The 15,642-nt window shown below is 43.6% G+C and carries 9 protein-coding genes; 4 read left to right on the top strand and 5 right to left on the bottom strand.

All coding sequences use genetic code 11. From position 1 onward, the window contains the following. Positions 1 to 65: 65 nt before the first annotated feature. The gene (locus tag DD616_RS13535; protein ID WP_208871793.1) at positions 66 to 1,454 is read right to left on the bottom strand and encodes a peptide MFS transporter; all 1,389 of its coding nucleotides are present in this window, start codon (positions 1,452 to 1,454) and stop codon (positions 66 to 68) included. 307 nt (positions 1,455 to 1,761) lie between these two features. On the opposite strand from DD616_RS13535, the gene rfaH reads away from it, so the two are divergent. Then, positions 1,762 to 2,262, top strand: a complete 501-nt coding sequence (rfaH, locus tag DD616_RS13530; RefSeq protein ID WP_013857303.1) for a transcription/translation regulatory transformer protein RfaH — start codon at positions 1,762 to 1,764, stop codon at positions 2,260 to 2,262. Between the two features lie 81 nt (positions 2,263 to 2,343). Here rfaH and asnB read toward each other — a convergent pair whose 3' ends face one another. The 4 genes from asnB to nagA all read right to left on the bottom strand — a co-directional run bounded on the left by asnB (position 2,344) and on the right by nagA (position 8,320). Next, positions 2,344 to 4,008: an asparagine synthase B gene (gene asnB / locus DD616_RS13525; protein ID WP_017045499.1), complete on the bottom strand. Its 1,665-nt coding sequence runs from the start codon at positions 4,006 to 4,008 to the stop codon at positions 2,344 to 2,346. Between the two features lie 272 nt (positions 4,009 to 4,280). Beyond that, positions 4,281 to 5,867 carry a cation:proton antiporter domain-containing protein gene (locus DD616_RS13520; RefSeq protein ID WP_019282279.1) on the bottom strand — a complete coding sequence of 529 codons (1,587 nt, stop codon included), beginning with the start codon at positions 5,865 to 5,867 and terminating at the stop codon, positions 4,281 to 4,283. Positions 5,868 to 5,966: 99 nt separating this feature from the next. Then, positions 5,967 to 7,181: a DNA-binding transcriptional regulator NagC gene (gene nagC / locus DD616_RS13515; RefSeq protein WP_026028126.1), complete on the bottom strand. Its 1,215-nt coding sequence runs from the start codon at positions 7,179 to 7,181 to the stop codon at positions 5,967 to 5,969. Positions 7,182 to 7,183: 2 nt separating this feature from the next. After that, the gene (gene nagA, locus DD616_RS13510) at positions 7,184 to 8,320 is read right to left on the bottom strand and encodes an N-acetylglucosamine-6-phosphate deacetylase (RefSeq protein WP_026028127.1); all 1,137 of its coding nucleotides are present in this window, start codon (positions 8,318 to 8,320) and stop codon (positions 7,184 to 7,186) included. A gap of 489 nt (positions 8,321 to 8,809) precedes the next feature. Between nagA and nagE the strand changes: the two genes are divergently transcribed. From nagE to DD616_RS13495, 3 genes are all read left to right on the top strand, one after another. Continuing rightward, entirely contained in the window at positions 8,810 to 10,297 is a 1,488-nt protein-coding gene (nagE, locus tag DD616_RS13505) for an N-acetylglucosamine-specific PTS transporter subunit IIBC (RefSeq protein ID WP_013857296.1), read from the top strand. Positions 10,298 to 10,625: 328 nt separating this feature from the next. After that, positions 10,626 to 12,296 carry a glutamine--tRNA ligase gene (gene glnS, locus DD616_RS13500; RefSeq protein ID WP_208871792.1) on the top strand — a complete coding sequence of 557 codons (1,671 nt, stop codon included), beginning with the start codon at positions 10,626 to 10,628 and terminating at the stop codon, positions 12,294 to 12,296. Positions 12,297 to 12,522: 226 nt separating this feature from the next. Further along, positions 12,523 to 15,642 (top strand): FimV/HubP family polar landmark protein (locus DD616_RS13495; RefSeq protein ID WP_208871791.1); only part of this gene is annotated, 3,120 nt, incomplete at its 3' end.

The raw sequence follows: 15,642 nt of genomic DNA, 5'->3' as shown, positions 1-15,642 counted from the left end.
AACGGTCACTATAGCGTGACCGTTTGTCATTATTATTCTTGAATTACCACTAGGTGTATTTGAAGCTAAACTAACTGAGCTTGTTGCTCCTCAATTTCTTCAGCGTAGCTTGTGGTTCTTTCTGCACCGTGCATCCAACGAACGAGCGTGTTAGAGCACAACAGTAAAATGACGCCGCCAATGGTTGCTGTTACTGCAATACCGCTGAAGATAGCCATCGCACCAAGCTCTCCCACATGAGAACCTACATGGCCTGCTACATAATTCGCGATTGCGTTACAACCGAACCATGCTCCCATCATTAATGAAGCAAGGCGTAGTGGGGCTAGTTTAGTGACAAGCGATAGACCAATTGGTGATAGACACAGTTCGCCCAAGGTATGGAAGAAGAAGGCACCGACAAGCCATAGCATTGATGTTTTTACGGTAGTGTCACCACCTTGCTCCATAACCGCACCAACCATACATAGGAAGCCTAGGGCTAAGAAGAACATCGCTAATGCAAACTTCATTGGCGAGTTTGGTTCACGCTTACCTAATTTTACCCATAATACGGCTAATACAGGGGCAAGAGTAATAATGAAAAATGGATTTAACGATTGGAACCAAGCCGCAGGTATCTCAAAACCGCCCATCATACGATCAGTGTATTGCTGCGTGTAAATGTTCATTAAACCACCAGCTTGTTCGAAACCCGCCCAGAAAACAATAGTAAACAAACTCATCACAAGGATAACTTTGATACGATCTACTTCTGCTTTCGTTAGTGGTTCTTTATTTGCTGATTTTTTCAGTTTTAGATCGCGCTTAGCTGCTGGTTCGCGGCCAATATTACCAAGCCATGATTGAGCCATTGCCATTTGCATCACAAGGCTGATCAGCATACCAATACCAGCGGCCACAAAACCGGCTTTCCAACCAAATGAGTTAGTAACTGAACCAGAGATCACACCAGCAAGTAGCGCACCTAAATTGATCCCCATGTAGAAGATGGTGAACGCGCCATCACGACGGTTATCACCTTCATTATATAGGTCACCAACCATTGTTGAGATATTGGGCTTAAATAGACCGTTACCACAGATAAGCAATGCAAGGCCTAAATAGAAAGTGTGTAGAGAGCCAATGCCTAGCACATCTGCAGGTAGTGCTAGCGTAAATTGGCCAATGGCCATTAACGCTCCACCCAATAAAATAGAACGGCGTTGCCCAAGGTAGTTATCTGCAAGGTAACCACCAATAAGCGGTGTGATGTAGACTAGCCCTGTATAGGTGCCGTAAAGATCGAGTGCATCTTTAGTCGACCAACCTAGACCGCCATTCATCGTTGCGTCTGTAAGATAAAGTACCAAAATGGCGCACATCGCATAATACGAAAAACGCTCCCATAGCTCTGTGCCAAAAAGTAAAAATAGGCCCCTTGGGTGCCCAAAGTATTGATGTTGGTTTGTCATAAGAATTATTAGTATTTGAGATGAGAAAAATTGTGCTTTAGATATACATGGGCTTTTAGCGTATCGCAATGAGTAAAATCAGTATTTTATTCTGGCATTATTAACTAACTCATTGTTTTTGAAATGCATGTCTATCAATACTCAAAGTTTTGTTGCGTTATGAAAACTTATCTTTCATTACTGATTATTTGAATTTGCCTTGTTCGGACATTAAGGGTTTATTTTTGTGTTCAGTTTATTAGCCGTTTATTGAGGAGGAGGATGGTGTTAGGATTCAAGAAAAAGAAAAGCAGTAGCTAGGAATAAAATGAAACGTTGGTATTTGTTGTATTGTAAACGTGGCGATCAGAGGCGTGCTAAAGCACACCTTGAAAACCAAGGTGTCGAATGTTTCTACCCAGAAATTGAACTAGAGAGAATTCTTCGGGGTAAGCGGCAAGTTGTCAAAGAGCCACTTTTTCCCTCCTATATGTTCATTTACTTTGATTTTGAAATTGGCCCAACCTTTACTAGTGTGCGCTCTACTCGCGGTGTGGTTGATTTCATCCGATTTGGTTCACATCCGAAGGAGTTGGACAGTGATTTGATCGAGGAATTGAAGTTACTCGACCAGTTAAAATTACCGGTAGCATCGTTCAATATTCCAGAAAAAGGGCAGGTAGTTCGACTTAAGGGTGGGCAGTTCTCAGGAATTGATGCCATTTACCAAGAGCCCGATGGTGAGACGCGATCGATTATGCTGGTTAAAATGATCAGCCAAGTGATACCGATGAGCATTGATAATAAGCATTTAGAATTAGATTCGTGATTGACTCTCTACAGTAAGCTCTTTAGACACATAAAAGGCGCATTTTGCGCCTTTTATTTACTTTATTAGCCAGCGTTTTGGTTAGTACGCTTCATTATGCACCGCTTTGACAGCTCGGCCTGACGGGTCAATACAATTTTTAAAGGATTCATCCCACTCAATTGCTTTGGCGGAAGAACAAGCTACAGAAGGACCTCCAGGAACGCATTGTGCAGCAGACTCTAACGGGAACAGCTCTTCGAAGATCTCGCGGTAAACATACCCTTCTTTTGTCGCTGGAGTATTATATGGGAAGCGGTATTTTGCTGTTTCCATCTGTTGATCGGTAACTTTTTCTTCAGCAACACTCTTTAGTGTGTCAATCCAGCTATAGCCCACACCATCGGAAAATTGCTCTTTTTGACGCCAAGCAATCGAGGCTGGCAGATAATCTTCAAAGCACTCACGTAGAATGTGTTTTTCCATCTTGCCATTGCCACACATTTTGTCAGCAGGGTTAAGCCTCATTGCAACATCAATAAACTCTTTGTCTAGGAAAGGAACGCGTCCTTCCACTCCCCAAGCCGCTAAAGATTTATTAGCGCGAGCGCAGTCAAACAAGTTCAACGCCAGCAGTTTACGCACAGTTTCTTCGTGGAATTCTTGCGCGTTTGGTGCTTTGTGGAAGTATAAGTAACCACCGAAGATCTCATCCGCTCCTTCGCCGGAAAGTACCATTTTGATACCCATGGCTTTGATTTTTCGCCCCATCAAATACATCGGAGTAGAGGCTCGAATTGTCGTCACGTCATACGTTTCAATATGGTAAATAACATCACGAATAGCATCTAAACCCTCTTGGATGGTATACGTCATTTCGTGGTGTACAGTGCCAATTTTTTCAGCAACTTCGCGAGCCGCTTTAAGGTCTGGGGCACCGTCTAAACCCACCGCAAAAGAGTGAAGCTGTGGCCACCATGCTTCTGATTGTTCATCATCTTCAATTCGCATTGCAGCGTAACGTTTCGCAATGGCTGACGTAATTGAAGAGTCCAATCCTCCAGAAAGCAAAACACCATAAGGTACATCTGTCATCAGTTGGCGCTTCACGGCCGCTTCTAATGCTTGTTTTAGCTCTTCTTTACTGCTGCTATTGCCTTGGACTGCCGCATATTCATTCCAATCTCGAATATAGTAGCGTTGTGCACCTGCCTCTTTCGAGCTGTAGTAACTACCAGGAGGAAATTCACTGATAGTTTTGCAAATGCTTACCAAAGCTTTCATTTCGGATGCAATGTAGTAGTTACCGTGTTCGTCATGGCCTTGGTAAAGAGGAATGATACCAATATGGTCACGCCCGATGAGGTACTCATCTTTTTCTTCATCATAGAGCACAAAGGCAAAGATGCCGTTGAGTTCTTCAAGCAGCGCGGCACCCATGTCTGCATAAAGCGCTAATATCACTTCACAGTCAGAGTCGGTTTGAAAATCGTATTTACCTTGGTAACGAGCACGAATTTCTTTGTGGTTATAAATCTCACCATTGACCGCTAATATGTGCTTTTTATTTGGGCTGTAAAGTGGTTGTGCGCCGCTGTTTAAACCGACAATAGAAAGGCGCTCATGAGCCAAGATTGCTTTTTCTGAAGCATAGATGCCAGACCAGTCAGGGCCGCGGTGACGCATTTTTTTAGACATCTCTAGCGCTATTGGGCGTAACGCTGTTGCATCACTTTTAATATCAAGAATGCCAAATATAGAACACATACAACTTCCTTTTGATGATTTTTAATCTGTTGGACCTAATTTGCCATTCTGGTTAAAAAAAGCAACCATATGGTGTCGTTAATATCACATAAGATGCATCTTGGTGAATTTTATTTAATTAATGTGCGCTTTGTATGAATTTTTTCTATTTGTTTTCTATTTTTGAGCGATGGTGGGTAAATTATGCCCAACTAAGCTCTGGGGCCGTATTGAGTTGGGCATAGAAATGACAATGTTTTACCTAAAAATTGCGATGGCTTACCTAGACATTATTACGGTTTAGTAAAATTAGGTTGGAGTTGTTTACATACGTGACGGGCAAAACCGCTACCCGCTTCGCTATAGATGTTGAATGCCGCATCAACACCACTTTCCAATAGTGATTCCAATTGGTCTGGGTATTCGGCGATGGCTGCAATTTGTCCTTTAAAATTACGGTGTTGTAACTGCGATAGCGCGATTTGGTTACCCTGATGATGCGGCATAGCAAGTAGTACGAGTTTTACATTACCAGTGTCTAGAATACGCTCCCAAAAATCAGGGTCGGTTGCATCACCAGCAATAACATTGCGCCCTTGTGAGCGGTGATCATGAGCAACCTCTTCTCGGACTTCTATGCCTAAACTTATTTTGCCATAACGAGAGCGCAACTCATCATATGCACCGGTACCGATGCGGCCCATCCCTAATATGAGTACCTGAGCATGGCCTGGATTAATTAATTGATCTTTGGTGTTGAGTTTTTCAGCGGCATGTTCTTTGAGCCATTGCCGTGAATGTTGATAGAGTTCATGGCCTTTACGGCTTATTGGGGCTGCGATTACAAATGAAATGGATACCGCAATGGCCAGTGCGACCAATATGTCACCCGACATCCATCCCATTTTGAAAGCAAGCCCCCCCACAATCAGTCCGAATTCACTGAAATTGAATAAAGACAAGGTGGCTAACAATGAGGTTCTCACTCGGAATTTAAAGCGGTTGAGTACCCAAAAATAGAGGATACCTTTGATGGGAAGCAGCAGTAAGAGCAACAATGCGAGCGCAAACCCAGTCATTGTGGGCTGTTCTGATAGTCCAATGTTGAGGAAAAAGCAGACGAGAAACAGCTCTTTTAGATTAAAGAGTGATTTTGACAGCTCAGATGCTTTGCGATGGCCTGCTAGCAGCATGCCTAAAATCAGAGCACCAAGATCGGGTTTCATCCCAACCAATTCAAATGATCCTGCTCCGACCACTAAGGCAAAAAATATACCAAACAGAACAAGCATTTCACCGTGACCAACCCAGTCGAGCAGTTTGTAAAATAGTGGCCGCATAAAGGGTAGGATCAATAAAGTGGCAGCGTACCAATGAGGAAGTTTTCCTGTCGAGACGGTTAAAAATATGACAGCAAAGATATCTTGCATCACAAGAATACCGATGGCGATAGTGGCGTATGTCGCGTTCATTTCTCCTTTCTCTTGCAGTGATTTCACCGCAAAAACAGTACTGGAGAATGACAAAGCAAAACCAAGCAGAACTAATTGTTCAATTGACATCGAGGCCAGAGAGCTAACCCCTAAATATTTGAATATCAATAAAGCAATGCTGAAAATCCCTGTCGAAAGGAGGTTATGAACCGTGGCACCAGCCCAAATCTCTCTCGCAAATAAGGTTTTAATCTCTAGCTTAAGTCCAATTGTGAACAGCAATAAGGTAACCCCTAGATCGGCTAGGGTCAGAATGGTATCGCTGCTGTGGTAGCCAGCAGCATTAAGGCCAAACCCAGCAACTAAAAAGCCAACCAACGGAGGTAAATTGCATTTCAAGGCAATAAACCCTGCGAAAAAAGCCGTTGAAATTAGGATAAGTTCCATAAATTCCTTTAGTAATGCTTTGGTTTAAAAATAATGTTTTGGTTGTAAAAAAGGCTGTGTCATGACGACACAGCCTTTTATTATAATTCAATCGGTTGCTTAATCGCCAAGTAATTTTTGAAGTAAAACACCATTTAACATTGCCCGTTTAATCATAGCAAATGCACCTATGGTTGGTTGTTTATCAATCTGCGACGCGACTATGGGTAAATTGGTGTGGAAAGTTTTGAGTGATTGATTCTCTACATTTCGTTGAATCGCGGGGAATACGATCTCTTGAGCGGCTGTAATTTGACCTGCAATTACCACTTTTTGTGGGTTGAACAAGTTAATGGTCATCGCAATGGCTTTACCGAGTTGATTACCCACTCGAATTAAGCTCTGTTTTGCTAGCTCATCACCGAGATTGGCGTGCTCACATACATCATTGATGGTAATGCTCTCTATATTCGCTAGGCTAGATTCATAGCCCTGAGCAATCAGTTTTTTAACACGAGATATAATAGCCGGGTTTGCGGCTACCGTTTCTAAACAGCCGAAATTTCCGCATTGACACTGTTCGCCGAGTGGGTCGATTTGGATATGACCAATTTCACCTACGTTACGGTTATAGCCTAGGAATACTTGACCATTGACGATAATGCCAGCCCCAGTTCCTCGGTGAACGCTGACTAGGATAGAGTCTTGACAGTCTTTGCTGGCACCAAAATAATGTTCGGCAAGCGCCATACCGCGCACGTCGTTGCCAACAAAACATTCAACATGAAAATTATCACGAATGATGTCACCTAAAGCGAGTGCATCAATAGCAATGTTGGGCATGTATTCTACGACACCCGTTTCTGGGTTGACTAAGCCGGGTAGGGCAATACCAATGGCAATGAACTGTTCGATTCGCTCTTGCTGTTGTTTGATAAAGGTATTGAGGTGGAAAAGGAGCCCCTCAATTAATTGTGTTTGGTGAGAATAGTGAAACTCGTGATAGTCCGACGCGAGTTCTTTGCCCCCTAAATTATACAGGCTGAGCTGAATGTAATCTCGGCCTAAACGTACGGCGACAGAGTGAAAAGGGGCGACTTCGGTTGTTAAGGAGATGGCTCTACGTCCGCCAGTAGAGGCTTGTTGTGCGACCTCTTTAATGAGGCCGCGTTCTAGAAGTTGGCGGGTTATTTTTGTAACACTTGCTGGAGCAAGTTGGCTCACATCGGCAACTTGAATACGAGATATCGGACCTTGTAGGTCGATCAATCGGTACACTGCTGCGCTGTTGAGTTGTTTGACTAAATCTACGTTACCTATTTGTCCGCCATTCATTATCAATTGTGCTCGTATTGTCCGTTAACAACCGTCGCCTGAACATTGAAGTCTCTATCAAATGCAGTGAGGTTCGCCACCATGCCTTTTTTAACTCGGCCTAGTTTGTGATCCACACCAATTGCTTTTGCCGGATACAGAGTTGCCATCCGCAGAGCTTCGTCCAATGCGATACCAACGTGCTCAACAGTGTTTTGCACTGCCTCAATCATAGTGAGTGCTGAGCCGCCCAGTGTGCCGTTTTCATCAACACACTTACCATCACGGTAATATACTTTCTTACCGACAAAAATAAAGTAATCCATGTTAGCGCCTGCAGGAGCTGTGGCATCGGTCACTAATACAAGCTTTTCGCCTTTGATTTTGTGAGCAATTCTGATGTTAGCATAATCAACATGAAAGCCATCAGCAATAATGCCAGCATAAACTTCTGGGGTGTCATAAATTGCACCAACGACACCGGGTTCACGTCCAACCATCGGCGTCATGGCATTAAATAAGTGTGTGGCAAAGGTGATGCCTGATTCAAAGCTTTTACGTGCTTCAGTATAAGTTGCGTTAGTGTGACCAATCGATACCACAATGCCAGCTTTCACCAGACGTTCAATGTGTTCTGGATTGTTGTGCTCTGGCGCCAATGTCACTTTAGCAATCACATCGCTATTTTCACACATAGTGGCGATCATGTTGTCATCTGAAGGGCGGATGAAATCCACACTGTGAATGCCCTTTTTCATCACATTAAGATATGGCCCTTCAAGGTGTAAACCCAGTGATTGGTTTTTATATTGAGAGTGATATTCACGTGCGGCAGAAATCGCTTTGCGCATGTCTTCGTCTGAAGAGGTGATTAACGTTGGCAAAAAGCTTGTGCATCCTGATTTTAGGTTGGCTTTATGCATGATCTGCATCGTAGTCGCCGTTACTTCATCATTCAGCATCACACCGCCACAACCATTCAATTGCAGGTCGATAAAGCCTGGGCTTAGGTTTGCACCATTTAAATCTTGTGTCGCTATATCTTGTGGTAAATCCGCAATAGGACAGACCGCTTCAATCAACTCGTTGTTGATAATCACAGCATGGTCAACTAGCACATCACTGCCAGTGTAGATTTTACAGTTAGTTAGTGCGTACATAATCATCAAATCCTTATCTATCAATATTTTATAAATTTGGCGAGGCGACGAAATGAAAGGTGGAATGTGCCAGTACGGTGCTTTCTTTTCTTACTTCAATTAGGTCGCGAATTATCTTGCTAGCAAACAGCCAATGCTGGATGACATTAAAATTAAGTGCTCGTTTTGACTGGGTTATTTGATGGTTATAGTTTGCATTTTATACGAAAAAAGCCAGTCGGGGTTGTTTAGCTTACATGCTATTCGACGATGAAACAGGCAAATATTATCGCCTAATTTCCATTTTTTTTAATTGTAAAATAAGTTTTATGATCTCGCTAGCAAAAACCTTGGTATTTGGCAGATTGTGGTGATTATGATCACAAATGATAAGGTTTTAATTTGCGGAGCAAAATTAATATCATAAACTGAGTTTGACTAAATTGAGCGACTAAAATAAGTGGCTCAACCAAATACAAAAAATCCTAAATCCTATAGGGGGAACTTAAGGTGAATATTCTTGGATACTTTCAAAAAGTAGGCAAGGCGTTGATGGTACCAGTTGCCACATTGCCAGCTGCCGCGATACTAATGGGTATTGGTTATTGGATCGACCCAAATGGGTGGGGTTCAAACAGTGCCTTGGCTGCATTCCTGATTAAAGCAGGTGCTGCAATCATTGATAACATGTCTGTACTGTTTGCTGTTGGTGTGGCTTACGGTATGTCTAAAGATAAAGACGGTGCTGCTGCATTGTCGGGGTTTGTTGGTTTCTTAGTCGTGACGACTTTGCTTTCTCCAGGAGCCGTTGCACAGATCCAAGGTATTGATCCAAGCGCAGTTCCTGCTGCTTTTGGTAAAATCAACAACCAGTTTGTTGGTATTTTAGTAGGTATTGTTTCTGCTGAAATCTACAATCGCTTCTCTACTGTAGAATTGCATAAAGCATTAGCCTTCTTCTCTGGCAAACGCCTAGTACCTATTTTGACGTCGTTTGCTGGTATTTTTATCGCCTTCGTTCTGATGTATGTATGGCCGCATGTTTATGGTGGTCTAGTATCGTTTGGTGAATCGATTCAAGGTCTAGGTTCTGCGGGTGCAGGTATCTATGCGTTCTTTAACCGTTTGCTAATCCCTGTTGGTCTTCATCACGCGCTGAACTCAGTATTCTGGTTTGACGTTGCGGGTATTAACGACATTCCTAACTTCCTAGGTGGTGCAAAATCTATCGCTGAGGGTACTGGTATCCCAGGCGTAACGGGTATGTACCAAGCAGGCTTCTTCCCTATTATGATGTTTGGTCTACCTGGTGCGGCATTGGCTATTTACCACACATCTACAGCGAAGAATAAAGAGAAAGTTGCTTCTATCATGATTGCAGCTGGTTTTGCTTCATTCTTTACCGGTGTAACTGAACCTCTAGAATTCTCGTTCATGTTCCTTGCTCCTGCACTATATGTACTGCATGCAGCATTGACGGGTCTATCAGTATTCATTGCTGCTTCAATGCAGTGGATTGCGGGTTTCGGTTTCTCTGCAGGCCTTGTGGATATGGTATTGTCATCACGTAACCCACTGGCGGTTAATTGGTACATGCTAATAGTTCAAGGTATTGTGTTCTTTGCTTTGTACTATGTGATTTTTCGTACCGTTATTTTGAAATTTGGCCTTAAAACACCAGGTCGCGAAGATGACGACAGCGATAGCAAAGTATCAGGCGCGAAAGAGTCTTCTGAGCTCGCTAAACAATACCTTAAAGCTCTAGGCGGTCACAGCAACCTATCTAACATCGATGCTTGTATCACTCGCTTACGTTTATCTGTCAATGACATGAGCATTATCGACGAGAAAACATTAAAAGCATTGGGTGCTATGGGTGTGGTGAAACTGGGTACTAATAACCTACAAGTTATCTTAGGCCCTCTTGCTGAAATCGTTGCTGGTGAGATGAAGTCTATCAATGCAAACGAAGATCTTTCTAGCGTGAAACTTCCTTAGTCTTAATCGCAACGGATGATTAGGTTATTTTAAAGCCTCTGCTTTATGCAGAGGTTTTTCTTATTCATCAAATGAGCGCTATTCAAATTTAAGGCTGCCCACAACGGTAGCTTTTGCCTATTTCTTACGCCCTTTACCTGAAATTTTGCTTAGCCTAGCCAGACAAAAGGCAATGTCTTGAAATAATCGCAGGAAATGCCCACTTTTTATTGTGCAAGAGCGGATAATTGTGGATCATTAGCGACAAACTTTCTGTTTCTGCAAGCATTACTGCTCTTACATACAGAAAAATCTTCTGACGATACTAAATAATTTTGAGGTGCTATAGATGAGTGAAGCTGAGGCTCGTCCATCGAATTTTATTCGCCAAATCATTGATAAAGATTTAGCGGATGGCAAACACACAAGTGTGCATACTCGTTTTCCGCCCGAGCCAAATGGTTACCTGCACATCGGTCATGCTAAATCTATCTGCTTAAACTTTGGTATTGCTCAGGACTATCAGGGACAGTGTAATTTACGTTTTGACGATACAAACCCTGAAAAAGAAGATATGGAGTACGTTGAGTCAATCAAAGCCGACGTGAAATGGCTCGGCTTCCAATGGTCTGGTGATGTTTGTTATTCGTCAGATTATTTTGACAAACTATACCAATACGCGGTTGAGTTGATCCAAAAAGGTCTGGCTTATGTTGAAGAGCTCAGTCCAGAAGAGATCCGTGAATATCGAGGTACATTGACTCAAGCAGGTAAGCCAAGTCCGTACCGCGATCGCAGCATTGAAGAAAACCTAGCCCTATTTGAGAAAATGCGCGCTGGTGGTTTCGAAGAAGGCAAAGCGTGCCTACGTGCCAAGATTGACATGGCGTCATCCTTTATGGTGATGCGCGATCCTGTGCTTTACCGTGTTCGTTTCGCTGAGCATCACCAAACGGGTAACAAATGGTGCATTTATCCAATGTACGATTTTACCCACTGTATCTCGGATGCCTTGGAAGGGATCACGCACTCAATTTGTACCCTAGAGTTTCAAGATAACCGCCGTCTGTACGATTGGGTGTTGGAAAATATCACGATTGATTGTCGACCACATCAGTATGAGTTTAGCCGTTTAAACCTTGAATACACGGTAATGTCTAAGCGTAAACTAAACCAGCTGGTTACGGAAAAATTAGTGGATGGTTGGGATGACCCACGTATGCCGACGATTTCAGGTTTACGCCGCCGTGGATTCACACCAGCATCGATTCGTGAGTTTTGCAAACGCATAGGTGTGACAAAACAGGAAAATATGATCGAATTCAGTTCGTTAGAGTCTTGTATCCGTGAAGACTTAAACGAACATGCGCCTCGCGCCATGGCGGTTCTTGACCCTGTAAAAGTGGTGATAGAAAACTTTGAGGCGGGTAAAGTCGAGACGTTAACGCTGGCAAATCATCCAAACAAGCCTGAAATGGGCGAACGTGAAGTTCCATTTACTCGCGAATTGTGGATTGAACGTGAAGATTTCCGTGAAGAAGGCAACAAGAAATACAAACGTTTAGTGCTAGGCAAAGAAGTTCGCTTACGCGGCGCTTACGTAATAAAAGCAGAGCGCATTGAAAAAGATGCACAAGGCAATATTACGACAATATTCTGCACTTACGATATGGATACTCTGGGTAAAAACCCGGCAGATGGACGCAAAGTGAAAGGTGTTATTCACTGGGTATCCGCCGATAAAGCCTTGCCAGCTGAAATTCGTTTGTATGATCGCCTATTTACCGTTCCCAACCCAGCGGCGGCTGACAACTTTGCCGAAACCATTAACCCAGATTCATTGGTTAAAATTAATGGTTTTGTAGAGCCTAGTTTGGCTGCTGCGGGCGCAGAACAAGGTTATCAGTTTGAGCGCATGGGTTATTTCTGTGCTGACTCGAAAGATTCTAAACCAGAAGCGTTGGTTTTTAACCGCACAGTGGGTCTACGTGACACTTGGGCAAAAATAGACGCAGAGTAAGCTTAAGTACTATTTAAAAAGGTCAGCCAATGCTGGCCTTTCTTTTTATTATGGTACTGTTTTTGTCTGAGCAAGCTCACTTAGCGGGGAAAAATGTGTGAGATTCCTGCGATTATCGTAGTCGTGACACATTTTTTACCTTGCGTCCTATAGTTTTGCTAGCGTTATCCGATATATTAAACAGATCATCGTATTTATTTATTCCAAGCACATAGCTGAGCCTTATATGCGTCAAATTTTTCAGCGTCTACTGTTGCCGATAGCAATGGTTGCCGTGACTCAGACTTCTATCGTTAGTGCCGAGAGCATTCGCCTGGTTGGGCCGAATGGTGAGATCCAGTCTTCTCCTCAATTTTCAGAAAATCTCACTCAAACTCGTAATCTTCAGCAGGCTAATAGCCAACCATCGACGTTTTTTGGGCCAACCTTAGACAGCGACACTTTGTGGTCTATTGCCACTCGACTACGCCCATCGAATAACGTCACTGTACAACAAACCCTGCTGGCCATTTATCGGCTAAACCCTCAGGCGTTCGAAAATCAAAATATTCACAGTTTGATTCCGGGTAGCAACTTACGTGTTCCATCATTGGCACAGGTAAATAGTGCGCCCACACAAGAAGCGGTCAATATCATGGCCGCGCATCAAGCCAAATTGAATGCTAATACGGCGCAGCCAACAGCGCCTGTTACTGCTGCTTCTACAGCTTTGCCTGAAAAAACAATTGCCTCTATTGCCGCTCAACCAGTTGTTGAAAAGACGAAGAGTGAACCTGTGCTAAAAGATATTGGCACACAAGTTGCGAAATCTGATACTGAATTACTGGCGCTTGAAGAGAAAAATCATAAGTTACGTTTGATGCTGGCAGATGTTCAATCTGAAGTCGATGCACTCAAAGGAGAACTCGGTGACGAAAACCGCATTCGCTCTGAAGTTGAAAAGCTACTTGATGAAGAACGTCGAAAAGCACTAGAGGCGCAAAAGCTTGCACCAAGTGCACTTGATCAACTGCTTTCCAACTCTTGGTTGGTCGCCGCTCTCGCCCTTATTCCTGGTCTGTTAATTGGTTTACTGGTTGTGATGTTGCTTGGCCGCCGATCCAAGCCAACGGAGCAGCCTGTTGTCACTCAAGGTAATCAAGAGCCCATAACGCCAATGGCTGCTGGCAGCCTTGAAGATATTGACGATGATTTAATGCTGGATGATGACTTGTTTGGTGAGTCTGATGATAGTGAGAAGTTATTTGGTGACGACATCACACTGGATGATGAAATCGATGACAATGCTGAGCAAGAATCGGACATTTTTGCCGATTTAGACGATACAGATTTAGACTTCAACCTCGAAGGTGAAGATGGCGAAGACCCATTTGCGAGTATCGGCGATGATGGTGATCTTGCTGCGGATTTAGAAGATTTGACCGCTAGCAGTAACGGCATCAGTGTTGGTACTGACGAAAAAGCTGTCGGTCTCGATGAGATGGCGCGAGCTTTAGACGAAGCGTTATTAGATGAAGATGATAGCGAAACAGAATTTGATTTATCCGATGATGATGATTCCATCTCTGAAGACGACATTGACGCGTTATTGGCTGGAGATGAGAAAGCTGAAGATCTCGGAAGCGATACTTTAGATCAATCGCTACTTGACGATTTGTTTGCCGCCAATAGTGATGACGATCATCATGATAGTTTTGACTTTGATTCATTATTGGATGAGTCCGAAGATGATTTCAACTTGGATTCAGAAGAGCCCGAGCTAGCAAAAACCGGCGGTAACTTCGATTTAAAAGAAGCAGAGCTAGCGTCGGATAGTGAACTTGATGATCTATTCGCAACGATTGAAGCGCAATCTGACCTCACCTCAATAGAAACTGATTCCTCCACTGAAACAGCGCTGCTGGATGAATTATTAGAAGAGCAAGATGAAGACGTCCTAGCAATTGATAGTGACAGTGTCGAACTGCTCGATGAGCTACTCGGTGATGATGAAGAGAGCGAGACAGACTTATCGGAAAGCACCGACTTACTTGAAGAACTTGTGCAGCCCGATAAAGACATCGCTTCGAGCGAAGAAGATATTGATGATGTTGACTTCACTGGTGATCAAACTCTGTATGAGTTATTGGGTGAAGAAACTACGGAATCCGACATTGAAACCGAGCTGGATGAGAATAGTACAGAGCTATTGGACGAACTATTTACTGACAATGGTTCTGAATCACTTGAGTTTGAAAAGGCAGACCAAGAGCAAGAAGGTGCTGAAGATAAGGATAGTCTCGCTGAAGAAGATGGTACGGCATTATTTGAAGAGTTGCTGGAAATCGAGCAGCATGCTCAGAATATCGAAGAGACCGAACAGCAAAATAGCGAGTTTTTGGATAATGAAAACGATAGCGTTGAAGATTCCGAGTTTAACAGCGACATCTTCATTGACGATCTGCTAAGTGCCGCTCCTGAAAAAGATCCTCTACTGGATGATGAACAGATGGGAGTGGTTGATGGCGACATCGATGAAGAATTTATCGACGACTCATTTGATTTTAACCCAGAAATTGAAGGGGCAAGTTATCCGGATCTGAAGCCGAATGAGGAGCAACCTCTAAGCAGCTCGACATCCCCGGAAAAAATAGAACCCGCACAGGTTAGCAAACCAGAAGTCAGCCCTAACGAATTTGGAGTTCCACAAGATGAAGACTGGGACATTAGTGAGCTGGAAGACGAAGAACCAAGCCAAGCTGATGTTGAGCCGCTTCAAACCAATTCAGCAGAATCATCGGCAAAGGACCATGTTGAGGAGCTCCACGATGACAAGTTAGTGGAGTTAGAAGAAGAAGATCTCCTTGCTTCCTTTAATGAGCCATCGCTAGAAGAACAGTCACAGAGCGAGCTTTCCGAAGTCCAACTGCCAGAGCAGTCAGAAGAAGACGCGCTGGCGGATGCGATAGCTGAGCCTCAAGAAGCGGCGTCAGAGCCTGTTGCTCAAGAAAGTTTTGAAGCGATTGATGAGCAAGCCTTACCTGAATTCAGTGAAGAAGATGCACTTGCTTCAATTAACGAGCCTCCTCTAGAAGAAGAAAAGGAAGACGAGAGCGACCTTACGGATCTTGAGCTTCCAGAGTACACAGAAGAAGACGCGCTGGCGGATGCGATAGCTGAGCCTCAAGAGGCGGCGTCAGAGCCTCTTGCTCAAGAAAGTTTTGAAGCGATTGACGAGCAAGCCTTACCTGAATTTAGTGAAGAAGATGCACTTGCTTCAATTAGCGAGCCTTCTCTAGAAGAAAAGGAAGACGAGAGCGACCTTACGGATCTTGAGCTGCCAGACTACACAGAAGAAGACGCGCTG

It is taken from the genome of Vibrio anguillarum, from assembly GCF_003390515.1.
GTDB lineage: Bacteria > Pseudomonadota > Gammaproteobacteria > Enterobacterales > Vibrionaceae > Vibrio > Vibrio anguillarum.
This window is presented reverse-complemented; position numbering and strand designations above follow the sequence as displayed.